This is a genomic window from Parachlamydiales bacterium, assembly GCA_041671045.1.
Lineage (GTDB): Bacteria > Chlamydiota > Chlamydiia > Chlamydiales > JABDDJ01 > JABDDJ01.
On the sequence record JBAZCF010000001.1, the window covers coordinates 54,465 to 70,040 of the forward strand.

At 42.9% G+C, this 15,576-nt stretch carries 12 protein-coding genes and 1 tRNA gene; 9 read left to right on the forward strand and 4 right to left on the reverse strand.

All coding sequences use genetic code 11. From position 1 onward, the window contains the following. The first annotated feature begins 23 nt into the window (after positions 1-23). A complete protein-coding gene (gene pseC / locus WC222_00255) occupies positions 24-1,193 on the forward strand; it encodes a UDP-4-amino-4,6-dideoxy-N-acetyl-beta-L-altrosamine transaminase (protein MFA6914803.1) in 1,170 nt (389 codons plus the stop codon). On the opposite strand, the gene WC222_00260 is transcribed toward pseC, so the two are convergent. Both WC222_00260 and WC222_00265 read right to left on the reverse strand, forming a co-directional pair. After that, entirely contained in the window at positions 1,190-1,585 is a 396-nt protein-coding gene (locus tag WC222_00260; GenBank protein ID MFA6914804.1) for a tetratricopeptide repeat protein, read from the reverse strand. The two genes, pseC and WC222_00260, sit on opposite strands and share 4 nt — an antisense overlap. 3 nt (positions 1,586-1,588) lie before the next feature. Further along, positions 1,589-2,044, reverse strand: coding sequence for a DUF5399 family protein (locus tag WC222_00265; GenBank protein ID MFA6914805.1), 456 nt, complete (start codon positions 2,042-2,044; stop codon positions 1,589-1,591). 120 nt (positions 2,045-2,164) lie between these two features. On the opposite strand from WC222_00265, the gene rsmH reads away from it, so the two are divergent. From rsmH to WC222_00290, 5 genes are read left to right on the forward strand one after another with little or no spacing between them, the layout of a single operon-like run. Beyond that, positions 2,165-3,091 carry a 16S rRNA (cytosine(1402)-N(4))-methyltransferase RsmH gene (gene rsmH / locus WC222_00270; protein MFA6914806.1) on the forward strand — a complete coding sequence of 309 codons (927 nt, stop codon included), beginning with the start codon at positions 2,165-2,167 and terminating at the stop codon, positions 3,089-3,091. Further along, a complete protein-coding gene (locus WC222_00275) occupies positions 3,088-3,369 on the forward strand; it encodes a hypothetical protein (GenBank protein MFA6914807.1) in 282 nt (93 codons plus the stop codon). The genes rsmH and WC222_00275 overlap by 4 nt, the downstream gene beginning before the upstream one ends. Continuing rightward, the gene (locus WC222_00280) at positions 3,366-5,336 is read left to right on the forward strand and encodes a penicillin-binding protein 2 (GenBank protein ID MFA6914808.1); all 1,971 of its coding nucleotides are present in this window, start codon (positions 3,366-3,368) and stop codon (positions 5,334-5,336) included. Before WC222_00275 ends, WC222_00280 begins: the two co-directional genes overlap by 4 nt. A gap of 22 nt (positions 5,337-5,358) precedes the next feature. Beyond that, the gene (locus WC222_00285) at positions 5,359-6,843 is read left to right on the forward strand and encodes a UDP-N-acetylmuramoyl-L-alanyl-D-glutamate--2,6-diaminopimelate ligase (protein ID MFA6914809.1); all 1,485 of its coding nucleotides are present in this window, start codon (positions 5,359-5,361) and stop codon (positions 6,841-6,843) included. Further along, positions 6,840-7,562, forward strand: coding sequence for an N-acetylmuramoyl-L-alanine amidase (locus WC222_00290; protein ID MFA6914810.1), 723 nt, complete (start codon positions 6,840-6,842; stop codon positions 7,560-7,562). Before WC222_00285 ends, WC222_00290 begins: the two co-directional genes overlap by 4 nt. A gap of 32 nt (positions 7,563-7,594) precedes the next feature. Here the strand turns inward: WC222_00290 and WC222_00295 are convergent. Next, a tRNA-Arg gene (locus WC222_00295) sits at positions 7,595-7,667 on the reverse strand. Positions 7,668-7,774: 107 nt separating this feature from the next. Here WC222_00295 and gnd point away from each other — a divergent pair. Further along, positions 7,775-9,226, forward strand: coding sequence for a decarboxylating NADP(+)-dependent phosphogluconate dehydrogenase (gene gnd / locus WC222_00300; GenBank protein ID MFA6914811.1), 1,452 nt, complete (start codon positions 7,775-7,777; stop codon positions 9,224-9,226). 61 nt (positions 9,227-9,287) lie between these two features. Here gnd and WC222_00305 read toward each other — a convergent pair whose 3' ends face one another. Next, entirely contained in the window at positions 9,288-11,912 is a 2,625-nt protein-coding gene (locus WC222_00305; protein MFA6914812.1) for a BTB/POZ domain-containing protein, read from the reverse strand. Between the two features lie 218 nt (positions 11,913-12,130). On the opposite strand from WC222_00305, the gene pheT reads away from it, so the two are divergent. Both pheT and WC222_00315 read left to right on the forward strand, forming a co-directional pair. Continuing rightward, complete coding sequence (gene pheT / locus WC222_00310; protein ID MFA6914813.1) at positions 12,131-14,518, forward strand: phenylalanine--tRNA ligase subunit beta; 2,388 nt, start codon at positions 12,131-12,133, stop codon at positions 14,516-14,518. A gap of 16 nt (positions 14,519-14,534) precedes the next feature. After that, entirely contained in the window at positions 14,535-15,515 is a 981-nt protein-coding gene (locus WC222_00315; GenBank protein ID MFA6914814.1) for a hypothetical protein, read from the forward strand. Positions 15,516-15,576 lie beyond the last annotated feature (61 nt).

The following is a 15,576-nucleotide window of genomic DNA, read 5'->3' on the forward strand; positions in this document are numbered from 1 at the left end:
AAAAGCTTTTTTAAGGATATTACATGAGTAAATCTTTTCTTCCTTACGGACGACAATCTATCAATGAACAGGATGTTCAAGCGTTATCTCAGGCCGCACTTGAAGAGATCATTACTCGCGGTAAACATGTTGAAGCTTTCGAGTCTGCTTTAGCCGAATATTGCGGAGCCGAGTACGCCGTCGCTTTCAATAACGGAACTTCCGCCTTGCAAGCCTGCTATTTTGCTGCGCAAACTTCTTCCAATGATTATGTTTTGACTACACCGAACTCATTTTTTTCCACTTGCGGCTCCGCATTGGCTTCCACTTCAAATATTGTATTCATCGATATCGATAGGTCCACCGGTAATATGGATTTATCCGCTTTGGAACCTAATCTTAATCGTACCCAAACGAGGGGTAAGGAGATCATTGTTCCGGTGCATTTTGCAGGAATTCCTGTGGATATAGAAAAAATTGAAAGGATGATCCGTAGGACGGACACCGTGATCATTGAAGATGCTGCGCATGCAATAGGTTCACGCTATGCTGACGGAAATCCGGTGGGCTGTTGCCAGCACAGTCAAATGACGATGTTCAGCTTCCATCCTGTAAAGAATATTACCACAGGAGAAGGGGGTGCAGTTACCACTAATGACCCGGAACTTTTTCACAGGCTAAGGCTTTTCAGAAACAACGGTATCGAGCGCAATCCCCAAAAGATGGAGCAGCATCCCGGACCTTGGTATTATGAAGTGCAGGTGGCGACGGGAAATTATAATTTTACAGACATCCAAGCAGCATTAGGGCTATCCCAATTAAAACGTTTAGATACGTTTGCCGCGAAAAGACGCGCCCTTGTGGGTTATTACCGCGAGCTTTTAGAGGGGCTAAAAGGAATTCAATTATTTAATGCAGACGATGAGAATACGGCATTCCACTTGATGGTGGCTCAAATTGATTTTGCGCGCTTTGGGAAAACACGTCCTGAGATTATGGACAAACTAATGCAGAAGGGTATTGGCACACAGGTACATTACATACCTATTTATCGCCATCCGGCGATGCGCCAAGTTGTAGGTGATATCAGCGAGTTCTACCCCAATATGGAAGGATACTATGCGGCAGCTTTGTCCCTGCCGTTGTATTATGAGTTGGAGCTCCCCGAAGTGAAGTATATTGTAACTACATTGAGGAGTTTGCTGGGCTGCTAAGCCCAGGCCAAGATCAATGCCTGCGCTGTATTGGCTATCTTGGAATTAGGTTCTCTGGAAAGAATGCGGGCGAGCCGTATAGCCTCGTCCTTCTTTCCGATCATCAATAATGCTTTTGTAAGATTCAATAAGGTAGGAGCATGATCAGCTTCCAATTTCAAGGCTTTATCAAAGCATTTCAAGGCTTTTAAAGGTTGATTTATTTGCACATATAAAGCCCCTAACGTCTGCACGTCATAAGAGCTTTCAGGGTCTACAATACTCAGTGCCTCAAAAAAAGACACTGCCATCTCGTATTTCCCCTGCCGTAAATAAGCGTAGCCCGCAAGCCTTAGTTCATCGATATTCTCATCGGACCAGTTTAGTTTTTCGCGCCAATTGATTCTGCTCATGCTTTATCCCTGTAGGAATTGTCCCATGCGGCCAACTATGAAGCCCATCCAATTGTTAATCATTTTCAGCTCTTTTATCATACCTTTTAACGCTTCTTTTTCTTCTTCCTCTTCATTCGAGAAGCAAGGAATAGAATCTAATAGCTCTAACTCCTCGTCGTGACGCAAAAGAGAGCCAAAGCTTGGCACAATGCGAGAAAAAGAAAAAGGGGAGCGGCGCCTAGTACGGAATTTCTTAGGAGGGAAGAAATACGCCCAGGGATTGTTCATAGGAACAATACCTAAAAGCATATCCAATTCCTTCATCCTAGGATAAATATCTATTATTTGGATTTGGGGTGGAATACTCGCAGCTTCACGCAGACGTAATTGCTGGTTAATCTGCTCGTTCATCATCGTACGAATAGCGTACATGTTATATACGCTTAGATCGTATTGGTCGATTGTCATTCCGGCCATAAAAATGTCCTTATTTTTCCAATAGTCCTAGAGACAATAATTTATCGTCTCCACAAGACTTATTTTATCATCATAGTGCTTTTATGGTATACTTCTGTAAAAAAACAGGAAGTTTTCACTGTGCATCCTCATATTTCAGTCTTATTAAACGAAGTACTAGATCTCTTTAATGAAAAGGAACTAGAATTTTTTATTGATGGCACTCTCGGATTGGGGGGGCATAGCGAAGGCATATTGAAGGCTCATCCCGAGATAAAGAATTTAATTGGAATTGACCAAGATGAAAATGCATTAAAATATGCTGAGAACCGGCTGTCTTTTTGCAAAGAAAAAGTCATTTTTGCTAAGGGAAATTTCAAAGATATCGCTAAAATAGCCGCGGAAAAGGGCATTTCCCAAGTGGACGGCATCCTACTGGATATCGGTGTTTCTTCTATTCAGTTGGACCAGCCCGATAGAGGGTTTAGCTTCATGCGCGATGGCCCCCTCGATATGCGTATGGACACTACAGCAGATTTAACCGCAGAACAGATTGTCAATACGTGGCCTGAAAGTGATTTAGTGTCCTTGTTTTGGAAATATGGCGAAGAACCTCAATCCAAAAGAGCAGCAAGGATAATCGTAGAGGCTAGAAAACAGAATCCAATTCAGACAACCCTGCAGCTTGCCTCGTTACTGGCGCCGCTAGTTCCAAAATATAAACAGCGTATCAATCCCGCCACCTTAGTCTTCCAGGCGCTAAGAATCGCCGTAAATGACGAATTGGGAGTCCTTCAGCAAATATTGCCTGCCGCATTAAAGTTATTGAAGCCAAATGGTATTTTAGCAATCATCACATTCCATAGTTTAGAAGATCGCATCGTTAAAGAATATTTTAGAGATCAAGCTTCCGATAAAGTGAGTACAAGCGGTATCGGCGGAATGTTCTTAGATAAAGAGCCCGCAGTAAAAATCCTTACGCGCAAGCCAACGAGTGCAACGGATGAAGAAATTGCTCAAAACCCCCGCAGCCGCAGTGCAAAACTTAGGGCCATAGAAAAGATATGAAGGATGTCTTTCGTTTTTTTATCGTGATGGGTACGCTGAGCTTATTTATTTTTCTGTACATCCGCGAACAAAACGAAATTCTTCTCTTACGCAGAACAATTCCACTTCTAGAAAAGAACATTCGTGAATTGGAAGAAGATAACCTGGCCTTGGAATATGAAATCGATAAGGACCGGAGTCCGGAGAACCTGCTAAAGAAGGCCCGTCTGCCAGCTTACGGACATCTGCGTTTTCCCGAGAAAAATGAAGTCATCTCTATTCCGCAGTCAAAGTTATGAGCAAGAAAACTCCCACGCTCTCTAAGGATAGAATCCGTTTACTTATTGCTTCATTGGCTTGTTTAGGGCTGCTTTCTGTTCTTATCATAAAATTTTTCTATCTGCAGATAGATCAAACGGCACATTGGCAGAATATTGCCAGTAAACAACACTATATCACTGTCGAGGAGCCTTTTAAACGAGGCGGATTTATTGCTGAGACAACTCCTTCACGGCCGCATACTACTCGGCGGCAGCCTCTCATCCTAGACCTAAAACAATATCATCTTTACGCTGATCCTGCAGTCTTCTCGCCCGAGAATAAACGGCAAACCGCTGCCCTGCTTTCACAGTTGATGCCTCAGTATACTCCTGAACAGCTGTTATCACAGCTTGAACGCACTTCACGCAGCCGTAAGCTTATGCTAGGGTTGACTCCGGAGCAGCGAAAAGAGATTGAGAAATGGTGGTTCACTTTCGCAAAAAAACAGAAAATCCCCCGCAATGCCTTGTTTTTTGTACCCGATTGGTGCCGTAAATATCCTTGTGGAGCCCTATTAGCACAAGTATTGCATACTGTGCAAGGCATGAAAAATGAACAGACTAAACAAGCTATTCCCACCGGTGGTTTGGAACTGGCGCTCGACCCTATTTTAAAGGGAGGAGCTGGGAAAAGAAGGCTTATGCGTTCACCCCGCCATACTTTTGAGGGGGGAGATCTTCTTATCCCGGCGAAAGATGGTTCCTCAGTAACTCTGACCATAGATCCCTATATCCAAGCAATTGCGGAAGAAGAACTAGAAAAAGGGGTCATCAAATCCCGTGCTAGAGGCGGTTGGGCTGTTCTTATGGATCCCTTTACAGGCGATATCCTTGCATTGGCCCAATATCCATTTTTTGATCCGGAGAAATACTCTCTATTTTTCAGCGACCCCTTGCTAGCTGAACACACACGCCTGAAAGCTGTTTCTGATTCTAACGAGCCGGGATCGGTAATGAAAGCAATCACTCTATCATTAGCTCTCTTAGCTAACTATGAGTTGGATAAATTAGGGAAATCCCCCCTCTTCACGTTGTCAGAAAAAGTCGCTACCTCCGATAGCCGTTTTCCCGGACGATCAAAACCCCTTGTCGATACCCGTTTACACAATTTTCTGAACTTCAATATGGCAATGCAATTTTCCTCCAACATCTACTGCGGAAGGATGATCGATAGGGTGTTGAAGGCATTTGGCAACGAATGGTACCGGAAAAAATTGGAAGAGTGTTTTGGCTTTGGATTACGTACAGGGATACAATATCCCGGTGAAACGCCCGGCGTTATCCCCACTCCGGGAAAAAAACATCCCAATGGTAAGCTAGAGTGGTCCGTTGCTACTCCCTACTCATTGGCAATGGGATATAATATCCAAGCCAGCAGCTTGCAAGTAGTACGCGCTTATGCCGTCATTGCTAATGGGGGCTATTTGGTGAAGCCGCGCCTCATTCAAAGCATCGGTTCAAAAGAGATCCCCTCCCAAGCTCCAGTCCAGGTGCTCCCTGCCTCGATAACGCAAACCATTTCCGACGCTATGCGTTTTGTCACTAAAGGGGGATCAGCCCCCAGAGCCGATATCCATGGCTATAGCGAAGCAGGGAAAAGCAGTACTGCGAAGAAGCTTGTGAATGGAAGTTATTCGGAGACGCTTTACATCAGTTCCTTCATAGGGTTTTCTCCGGTGAAAAGACCGGCCTTCGTGCTTTCCATCACGATGGATGAACCTGAATACGGGTATATTCCAGGCTATGGAAAAAATCACCACGGCGGCAATTGCGCCGGTCAAATATTCCGACGTATCGGAAAAAGAACTTTGGAATATTTGGGTGTTGAAAAAGATGATCCGTGGGGGTATCCTGTAGGAGACCCGCGCAGGGATCCTAAACGTGCAGTGTGGCACCAAGAAACGGTACAGTTGCAAGAAAACTACGAAAAGTGGAATAAGCATTGAAGCATGCTAGGCGCAATGGTCCATGAAACTAAAAAAAATACTTAAGAATATTCCCCATGTCCTAGTCAAAGGATCGAAAGAAGTGGAGATCACAGGTCTTTGCTCAGACTCACGCTATGTTGCACCCGGGAATCTTTTCGTTGCTAAGAAAGGAATTTCGCTCGATGGAACTCAGTATGTTCCCGAAGCTATCGATGCAGGCGCTGTCGCTATCCTCACAGACTTATTCAATCCTGTCCTGCGTAACGCAGTCCAAATTATTGCCAGCGATGTTGCTGCCTTAGAGCCTTTATTGGCTGCAGAATACTATAAACAGCCCGATAGCTCGCTTTTCATTACAGGGATTACAGGCACAAATGGGAAGACAACCTCTTCTTATATGGTCAAACATTTTCTAGATGCCCTTCAAAAGCCTTGTGGAATGATCGGAACCATAGAATGCCTTATCGGTTCGACAAGTTATAAATCCGGTTTTACCACTCCTGATATCATTACAAACTTCAAACTCCTTAAAGAAATGGTTGCCTCAGGCTGCCAAGCCGTCGTCATGGAAGTCAGTTCACACGGACTTGAACAAAAGCGTGTAGAGCAAATCGAATTCGATGTAGGGATATTTACCAACCTTTCCGCTGAGCATCTTGACTACCACCTCACGATGGAATCCTATGCAAAAGCTAAGAAGAAGCTCTTCCAAAATCTTAATTCAGGTGACAAACCTAAATGGGCTGTCATAAATAATGATGATGCACACGCAGAGTTTATGCGTGAAGGCTGCAAAGCCGAAGTTATTACCTATGGACTATTTCCCCCAGCAGATATTACAGCAAAAGATATCGAATACTCTACTACTGGAATCAAAGGAACCTTAGCTTATAAAAATAAGCTTGAGCCTTTTGAACTGCCTTTTATAGGACTGCATAATATTTATAACCTCCTCGCAGCAACATCCACAGCTATATGTGCAGGGTATTCCCTGGAAGAAATTGCTCCTCTAGCCAAAACGATCAATCCCGTCCAAGGACGGTTAGAAAGGGTTCCCAATCCCTTAGACCTGCAGATCTACGTAGACTTCGCCCACAAAGACATCGCACTCAGAACTGTATTGCAAGCTCTTAGAAAAAGTGTCCAAGGCAGGATCATTACAGTATTTGGCTGCGGCGGCAATAGAGACAAACTAAAAAGGCCGCGCATGGCAAAAGTGTGCGAGGAGCTCTCCGACTTCACTATCGTTACCTCAGACAACCCACGTAACGAGCCCCCGGAAGAGATTATCCATCAAATTTTAGAAGGCTTCACTACTCTGGATAAAGTAACTGTTGAGGTCGACCGCACTAACGCTATTAGACATGCCATTGAAATGGCCTCCCCCGGAGACGCCATCCTCATCGCCGGAAAAGGCCATGAAACACAACAAATCTTTGCCCACTCCACCATTCCCTTTGATGACAGAGAAGTAGCATACTCCATCTGCTGCGCAAAAGCACAAAACCAAACTTCAATCTCATGAAACTACGCGAATTTATTCCTCCATTGATTCTTGTTCTGCTGACTTGTTCAAGTTTATGGGGGGAGAAAGCTTCCACTTATACACCCAATGACCTGTCAAATTTAGGCCGAATCAAGCCTCAAGTTAAGACCATAGTCATTGATCCGGGGCATGGAGGAAAAGATCTGGGAACACATTCGAGTAAGACACCCTCTTATAAAGAAAAAGAGCTCAATCTTGTCACGGCGCGTGTACTTCAAAAATACCTTCAAAAGCTGGGCTATCGCGTTCTAATGACTAGATCCGACGACTCAGCCGTTGATCTCATCGAACGCGCTGTATTCGCCAATGACTGCCGTTGCGACCTGTTTGTCAGTGTCCACTATAATTCAGCTCCCAATGCCCAGGCTAGCGGAATTGAAGTCTATTTCTTCCAAAGCAAAGAGAAACCCCAACGCGCTAAAGCTTCTGAACTCCTAGGGCAATATATCCTTACCGGCGTAATCGAACAAACACAAGCCAAAGCCCGCGGCGTCAGAAAAGGGAATTTTGCCGTGATCAGGGAAACTACTATGCCGGCAGTTCTTATCGAAGGGGGATTTCTTACTAACGAAACCGAAAGGGATAACATTCTTCAAGCGGTGTATCGTAGGAAAATTGCACTAGGAATCGCCCAGGGAATTGAGCATTATTTCGCTGCACAGAAGTTGGCTATCTTAGAACCCACCGCAAAAATATAGCTTTCATTCAATTCTATTGAGGAAAAAAGAATCGTCCTCGGCGCGACTCGAACGCGCGACCTGTTGCTTAGGAGGCAACCGCTCTATCCACTGAGCTACGAGAACAAAAGAGAGACGCTATATTAATACTCCGTAGAATTCCTTACAACATTCTAGATTGTGAATTACTCATCCTTTTCGTTAGTCTATGTAAAAAACAGCATGAGGATTTTATGGCACAAGCAGATATTGGACTAATAGGTCTCGCAGTAATGGGGCAAAACCTTGCTCTTAACATACATGATAAAGGGTATAAGATTGCTGTATTCAACCGTACAGTCACTAAGGTAGATGATTTCCTAAAAGGCCCCGCAAAAAACTCACAAGTCATCGGCACCCACTCTCTGCCAGAATTTGTAAAATCCCTTAAGCAACCACGCAAGATCATTATGATGGTCAAAGCAGGACAGGCCGTAGATGAACTTATCGCAGAACTTCTTCCTCTTCTTGATAAAGGCGACATCCTAATTGACGGCGGTAACAGTCTTTTTACAGACACGAACCGGCGCACAAGAGATCTGGATGCTAAAGGCATTCTCTTTGTCGGCGCAGGCATATCCGGTGGAGAAGAAGGTGCCCGTAATGGCCCTTCCATCATGCCCGGCGGCAACCCTAAAGCCTGGCCGCATATTAAAGAAATCTTCCAATCCATTGCCGCCAAAGTCGAGACAGGTGAACCCTGCTGCGATTGGGTAGGTGATGAAGGTGCCGGACACTATGTTAAAATGGTCCATAATGGCATTGAATATGGCGATATCCAGCTCATCTGCGAATCCTATCAACTCTTAAAAAATGGCGTTAGACTAGATAACGAGCAGTTATCGCATGTCTTTGCCTCGTGGAATGAGAAGCAGCTCAATAGCTACCTTATCGAGATTACCAGCCATGTGTTCCGTCAGAAAGATGAAGATGGAAAATCAGTTGTAGACCAGATCCTAGATGTGGCAGGTCAGAAAGGCACAGGTAAATGGACTGCGATTAATGCCCTAGATTTAGGTATGCCATTAACACTCATCGGTGAAGCAGTGTTTGCACGCAATCTATCTTCCCTTAAAACAGAGCGTGAAAGGGCTAGCAAACTGCTGAAAGGTCCTCAAGAAAGTTATAAAGGGGACAGCGGCGAATTCATCGAGCATATCCGTCAAGCACTGTACGCCTCGAAGATCATTAGCTATGCTCAAGGGTTCATGCTGATGCACCAAGCTGCTGTGGAATATAAGTGGAACTTAAACTACGGCGCTGTTGCTTTGTTATGGCGTGGAGGCTGCATCATCCGCAGTCAATTTCTCGGTAAAATCAAAGATGCTTATGCAAAAAATCCAAAACTGGAAAACCTTTTGCTCGATGACTACTTCGTCCAAGAAATATCTTCCAGCCAAGCCGGATGGCGTAATGCTATCTCCTCAGCTGTGCAGATGGGTGTACCCACACCTTGCTTTAGCAGTGCGTTAGCCTTCTATGATGGGTACCGTAGTTCTCGTTTGCCAGCAAACCTGCTCCAAGCATTACGCGACTACTTCGGTGCACATACCTATGAGCGCATTGACCGTCCACGTGGCGAATACCACCACACAGACTGGATCAATAGTGGAACAGGGGTCAGCGCCGGATCCTATAACGCTTAGTTTCAGATTTTTTTTGAGAAATAAGCTTCCCCTAGTATAGGGGAAGCTTTTATAAGATGGACTACCTACGGTAAATGGGAAATTGAATGCCGTAAGGTTTGCAGAGTGGAAAATAGTGCTCGCCCCCATTGACCAAATCAAACATTCTAATGACTAGATTAAGATCCTCTTCAGTTTGACCTTCTTCCATTTCGAGCGTTTCATTTTTGTAGAATACCTCCACAATAGCAGAATGTATCTGAGGCATAGCTATTTCACTCAGCAGTGTTTCAGCCATGGAGTTCGAGAACATAGTGTGGAAATAGTCACTATACGCTGCTAAAATAACTTTATGTGCTTTGAAGTTCGCGTCAACACATTGCAAGGTAACATCATAAAAGGATTCTAAAAGTAGATGTTCTGGTGATGGCTGATCATTTTCATTCACATTACCCGCACAGAGCAATTTTCCGGCGTTTATATCGAAAGGTAAATCACTAACATAAACCTCTTGGCGGTAGATAGCTTTAAATCTTTTCATTTCGTCCGCATCCAAAACCAACACCTGGTTTTTCTGAAGTGTTAGTTTTTTCATTATATCCGGGGCAAGGGCTAATAAAGCGCGGTGGGCAAAATACTGCTTATTATCGCTATCTTGAATTGTGATATCGGAGAAAAGTGGATTATTAAAAAACTGATGAAAAGATAGGTAGGGGGCAGGAGTATTTAACATCGCGAAAGCTACAAGCAGCCGAGCAATTCTATCGTGTCGGGCGGAAGGGAGAATATTATATTTGAAAAGCTCTTCCAGAATGTCAGCAGTTTTAGGAGAGATGTAAAAGAGAGCCCTTTCGTTATTTTCGGTAGGTAATAAACCTTTTAGTAGCCTGTCAAATGTCCAGTGGTTTTGTATTGCTCCAAGAATATGAATTAATTTTATTTCCATGCTCTTGACAGCATGTTCTTCTGAGGAAATTAATATAGGGGCGCTGATGATTTGACAATCATCGCTCTCCAAACGATCAAATTTTTCAAGCGCAACTTTCCATTCAGCAGCATCTTTAAGTGCATAGAGACTCTCATTAATTTCTGCATATGGATATTGTTTGTAGAAATTCGCAAGGGAAGGGAAGATTACAGGCTTTAAATTGTTGAGGAGAGCAAAGCCCTTGGGTACTTGACTCATGACCAAACAAAACTTCCAAGGATAGGGAGCAAATGCATTCAACAATTCTTGTGCATTCAACAATTCTTGCGCCTCGATTTGATTAGAGAGAGATGAAACTTTCTTAGTAAAAAAAGCACAGAGTTCAGGAGAACTTTCAAGATATTCAATGATTTGAGCTGAAGGTTTGCAAACATCCTGACTGACCTCTTTAGCAATCTCCTTAGATATCGCCCAGGCGTGTTTATTCGTCCAAAAAGAAACAGGTCTGAGAATAAAAGCGTTTAATATGTCAGTATGAAGAGAAAATCTTTTCTCATATTCCTTGTTATAATAATAACAATGACTTTTCTTTTTCAAATGCTCAATGTCACTGTTTGAAATAATTTTTGAGAAAATAACAGGGGTTAATTTATTAATTCCTTGCATTAGAAAATGGTTTTCATGCCACTGTGGGTCATCAGATATTATCGTATGAATGACCATCTTTAGAAAATGAATACAAAATAAATTTTCACTGTCCAAAGCTTCTACTAAGAATGCAACATCAGAGGACTGATATTCATAAAAGCAATCAAAGAATAACTTGGCGTTTATCTGAAAATCACGTACTTCATCTTCGCTATGAGGATCCATAGATTTAAAAATAGCTTGGAGGTTCTCTTTATCTTTTGCATGGATGAAAAAATAGGCTTGATATTGCCAAGGGAGGGTTTTGATCTCTTCAATTGATATGGATTGAATAGTGGTTTCATGCATTAAGTTGTGTAAAATATGTCCTACAAAAGTAGGATGAATATCTTTATATTTTAAGAGTTTAAGGCGAGAAGAGACCGTTAAATCGTTCAAACGATCGGAATCGATAAGCTCACCTATAAACCAACGGGGAAGGATCTGTCTAGGACTTAAGTCATTTTCAATAACGAACTCAAAAAATGCAGTGGGGAATGTGCGCACATTTTGCATAAGTTTTGGTCTGCCTAAATTCCAGTTAGAAGTAATTTGAGTACAAAATTCTCTTAGTAGTTCTTTTTGTTTTAATGTGAGTGTAGAATTTATAGGAGGAGTAAAGGATAAAACAGATTCTAAGATTTCATCCTCGTGTTGAGGAGAAGGTCTACGCATTTTTTCAGGAAAGTCGGAATAATATTCTTTAGGAACTTTTAGGAATTTGTCGAGAAAAGGAATAGAAATATTGGTTTCTTTTAAAAACACTGTATCAATTAAAGTTATTATTTTTTCATCATAGGAGGTATAAAAATCACAATAATTCTCTTTGGATAATTTTCTGAGTTGTTTTATGAGATTTGTGACATAAGTAGTTTCAAAATGATCTAAGGATTGGTTCTTTTCAAAAAAAGTATCTAGTTTCTTACTAATTTTACGAATTGTGGCTTCGAGCTGTGGATTCCACGCAATTAGCCCAAAAGAAAATACATGACCAAACTTACGGATAATGCTAGGCTCTGAGGAAGGAGCAAAATTTAATGCAGCAATATCCTCGGTTAATTCAGCTAACAGGTTATTTTGAATAGATGGCATTAATACTCATAGAAGTTGTATGAAACAAATTTATTAATTTAAATTGCAGTTTTATTTAAGGTTGTAAAATATAAAAATATGATTATAACAAACTTATTAGTTATTGTAAATAAAATGTGCAATAACGTTTTGGATAATTTTGCCTCGTCTTATTTATACTTGAGTCTTTTTCAGATTTGAGTATGCTGTTAGCATAGTTTCAGAGTTGGTACATATTCATGAAGATTTCCCTTTCTTGGTTAAAGCAATTTGTTGATATTGATCTCCCTGTAGATCAAATAGCTAAGTTATTGACTGTCTTGGGTTTAGAAGTTGATAGCGTAGATGATGTCGGGCCGGACTTTAGTGGTGTTGTTGTGGGCGAAGTTAAGTCCACAGAAAAACATCCTAATGCCGATTCCTTAGTCGTGGCTCAAGTGAGCGATGGGATTAATGAATATCAAGTGGTCTGTGGAGCATCCAATTGCCGCACAGGACTAAAAACCGCCTTTGCAAAGTTGGGAGCGGTCTTAAAGGATGAGGGTGGTAAAGATTTCAAAATCAAAAAGTCTGCTCTGAGAGGAGTAGAATCTTCAGGAATGCTCTGTAGTTTAAAAGAATTGAATCTTGGCACAGCGGACGAAGGAATTGCGGAATTTAGCGAATTTGCAGAAGTAGGGAAAGATCTCGCCTCCTTATATATAGATACTGTTTTTGAAGTGTCCCTAACTCCGAACTTAGGCCATTGCCTTTCTGTATTTGGTGTTGCTCGTGAACTGGCTGCATCCTTATCCCTTCCGCTAAAATCTCCATTTAAAGTGTTCAACTGGCCCGCAGGTGTGCCTAATTATAAGGTGGTCATTACGGATGCTGTCAAGTGCCCGCGCTATACCTGCTGCGAAATTAAAGACGTAAAAATTGGTCCTTCACCGGACTGGATACAAAGGAAATTGATTGCCTCCGGGTTACGGCCTGTGAATAATGTTGTAGACATCACCAACTATGTATTATTGGAAGTTGGACAGCCTTTGCATGCATTTGATAAGGATAAACTTTCCGGAAATACCCTTTTTGTCAAAACAGCACAAACGGGGGATAACTTCCCGGCATTAGATGGAAACAATTATTTACTAGCAGATGGCGATATCACTATCTGTGATGAGAAAGGCCCTATTGCTCTTGGCGGAGTCATGGGGGGAGACAACTCTAAAGTGACTGATACCACACACACGATTGTCTTAGAAAGTGCTGTCTTCGATCCTAAAACAATCCGTAAAACCAGCAGAAGGCTGGGGCTGATCAGCGATTCCTCTTATCGTTTCGAAAAAGGAATTGATGCTGAAAATGCTTCTCTAGCATTACTCAGAGCTGCGGAATTAATTGTTGAACTCTGTGGTGGAGAAGTTGTAGGTACCCTGACCGAAGCCTATCCCGGTAAAAAGCAGCCATTGATTATTGACTGCAGACTGGAAAAGGTTCAAAAATTATTAGGTGTTCAGCTTAGCAGCGGTGAGATCGAAACTTTTCTTTCTCGTCTAGGAATGAAAGTTCGCTATGATGCTACTAAAGAGGTCTTCTCCGTCACAGTACCTTCTTGGCGCAATGATGTGAAAGAAGAAGTCGATATCATTGAAGAAGTCGCACGCATGTATGGATACGATAATATTCCACGTTTGCAGGGCAGTTATAGAAATTCCGCTTTTGGCGATAACCCTGTCTATATTTTTGAAGGTGAAATACGTCATTTGTTAGTAGGTGAAGGCTTGCAGGAACTTCTCACCTGCGACCTTATCAGTCCCCAGCAAATAGCTCACGCAGTGGATAAAAGTTTTCCACGCGATGCTATCATTGAGGTTCTTAAGCCCTCCTCCATAGACCAGTCCGTTCTGCGCCCCTCTATGCTGCCCGGAATGCTGCAGGCTGTAAAACATAACCTCGACCATCAAATACGCTCTATCAGCGGTTTTGAATTGGGACGCGTACATTATAAGCAGAATGATCTCTATATAGATCAAGATGCCGTCGGCATTATCCTCACTGGAAACAGCGCACCTTATAACTGGCTGGAGAAAACCGAGGAAGTAGATTTCTATTCTTTAAAAGGAATGATAGAAAACTTCCTTCAGGGAGTGGGAATTGCCCCCTATGTCACTTCTCCAAGTAAATTGACTACCCTGCACCCCGGCAGGCAAGCAGCCGTGTTCGTGGGTGAGAATGAAGTGGGTGCCTTCGGAGAAATCCATCCTGAAGTCCTACGCTTCTACAACATCGATCAAAAGGTTCTTTTTGCAGAATTCAACCTGCATAATCTTTTACAGGTTCGCTTACCCAGCAAGGAATACCAGGCTCTCCCTGTTTTCCCTGCTTCGGAAAGGGATTGGACAATTACACTTAATGAATCCCAACCTGTCGGACCTCTTCTGCAAGCCGCTCAAGCTGCCCCTTCACGTTTGCTGAAGGAAGTCATTTTACTAGATATCTTCAGAGGCGGCAAACTGGAAGCGTCTCAAAAGAATGTGACTTTGCGTTTTGTTTACAGAGACGACAAAAAAACTATCGCTCAACAAGCTGTCGATATAGAGCACGACCGCATCACACAACATGTGAATAAATCTCTAGGACGTTAATATTAGGAGCAAGACTATGCACAAATCAAAATACTTTCACTGGGCCCTTCTCGCCCTAACTCTGGCTTCATGCAACTCTCGTAATTGCTACGACCCCTGTCAGGAAGTCATCGAACAAAAATATGTCCATAAATATGGAATAGAAATAGCGCCTGAAGACTGGGAAGAAAGGGGCCAATGCGGTCAAGTCATCTCTACTCGCAAAGACGGCACTACAGTTGCTGAATACTATGATAACGGCGTGCTTCATGGCGATTGCACGTATTCCTTTCCTCACAGTTCTACCGTAGCTAGAAAAGAAAGCTATGATTTCGGTGCCCTCATGGCTGAAACAGCTTACTACCGTTCCGGCGGGTCTAGGCAAGAAGTAAAGCCCACAGGCGCCAAGGGTAAAGAAGTCACTTCCTGGTACGAATCAGGTGTGCCAAAAAGCAAAGAATCTTTCGACAATGATATTCTTGTAGAAGGGGAGTACTATAATGCTGAGCATACTGTAGAAGGCCGCGTTCACGAAGGCAACGGCACACGCATTCAACGCGATGCCTACGGACAACTCATAGCAAGAGAACTCATCCAAAACGGTGAGATCGCCCAAATCACGACCTTTCATTCCAATGGCAACCCTAAAGAAGTTATTCCTCTTTTAAAAGGAACGCGTCACGGAACAGTCCAGACCTTCCTGCCTGATGGTGAGCCTTCACGTGTTGAGGAATGGACAAACGGCATTCAGAATGGAACAACGATCACTTTTGAGAATGCAGAGGTTGTTTCCAAAGTTCCTTATACTAATGGCGTGCCTAATGGTATCGAAGAGCGCTATCGCGACGGCAATGTCTTAGCAGTACGCATCACATGGGTTGCAGGAAATAAACATGGCCCTACCTACCATTATGCCGGCAGCAATGTCACGACAGATTGGTTCTTCCAAAACAAACCTGTATCTGAATCTGACTACGATATCCTCACTAACTACAACCAGCGCAATCGCGGTTATTAGTATAGTAAGTCCGTTTCGTTCAGGTTAAGGACCCTTAACCTGGACGAAACGATCCTTTAAA

Coding starts and splice junctions, on each gene's coding strand:
- pheT (MFA6914813.1), top strand. CDS start 12,131: ATGAAGATTTCCCTTTCTTGGTTAAAGCAATTTGTTGATATTGATCTC.
- WC222_00315 (MFA6914814.1), top strand. CDS start 14,535: ATGCACAAATCAAAATACTTTCACTGGGCCCTTCTCGCCCTAACTCTG.
- gnd (MFA6914811.1), top strand. CDS start 7,775: ATGGCACAAGCAGATATTGGACTAATAGGTCTCGCAGTAATGGGGCAA.
- WC222_00275 (MFA6914807.1), top strand. CDS start 3,088: ATGAAGGATGTCTTTCGTTTTTTTATCGTGATGGGTACGCTGAGCTTA.
- WC222_00305 (MFA6914812.1), bottom strand. CDS start 11,912: ATGCCATCTATTCAAAATAACCTGTTAGCTGAATTAACCGAGGATATT.
- WC222_00265 (MFA6914805.1), bottom strand. CDS start 2,044: ATGGCCGGAATGACAATCGACCAATACGATCTAAGCGTATATAACATG.
- WC222_00260 (MFA6914804.1), bottom strand. CDS start 1,585: ATGAGCAGAATCAATTGGCGCGAAAAACTAAACTGGTCCGATGAGAAT.
- WC222_00290 (MFA6914810.1), top strand. CDS start 6,840: ATGAAACTACGCGAATTTATTCCTCCATTGATTCTTGTTCTGCTGACT.
- WC222_00280 (MFA6914808.1), top strand. CDS start 3,366: ATGAGCAAGAAAACTCCCACGCTCTCTAAGGATAGAATCCGTTTACTT.
- WC222_00285 (MFA6914809.1), top strand. CDS start 5,359: ATGAAACTAAAAAAAATACTTAAGAATATTCCCCATGTCCTAGTCAAA.
- pseC (MFA6914803.1), top strand. CDS start 24: ATGAGTAAATCTTTTCTTCCTTACGGACGACAATCTATCAATGAACAG.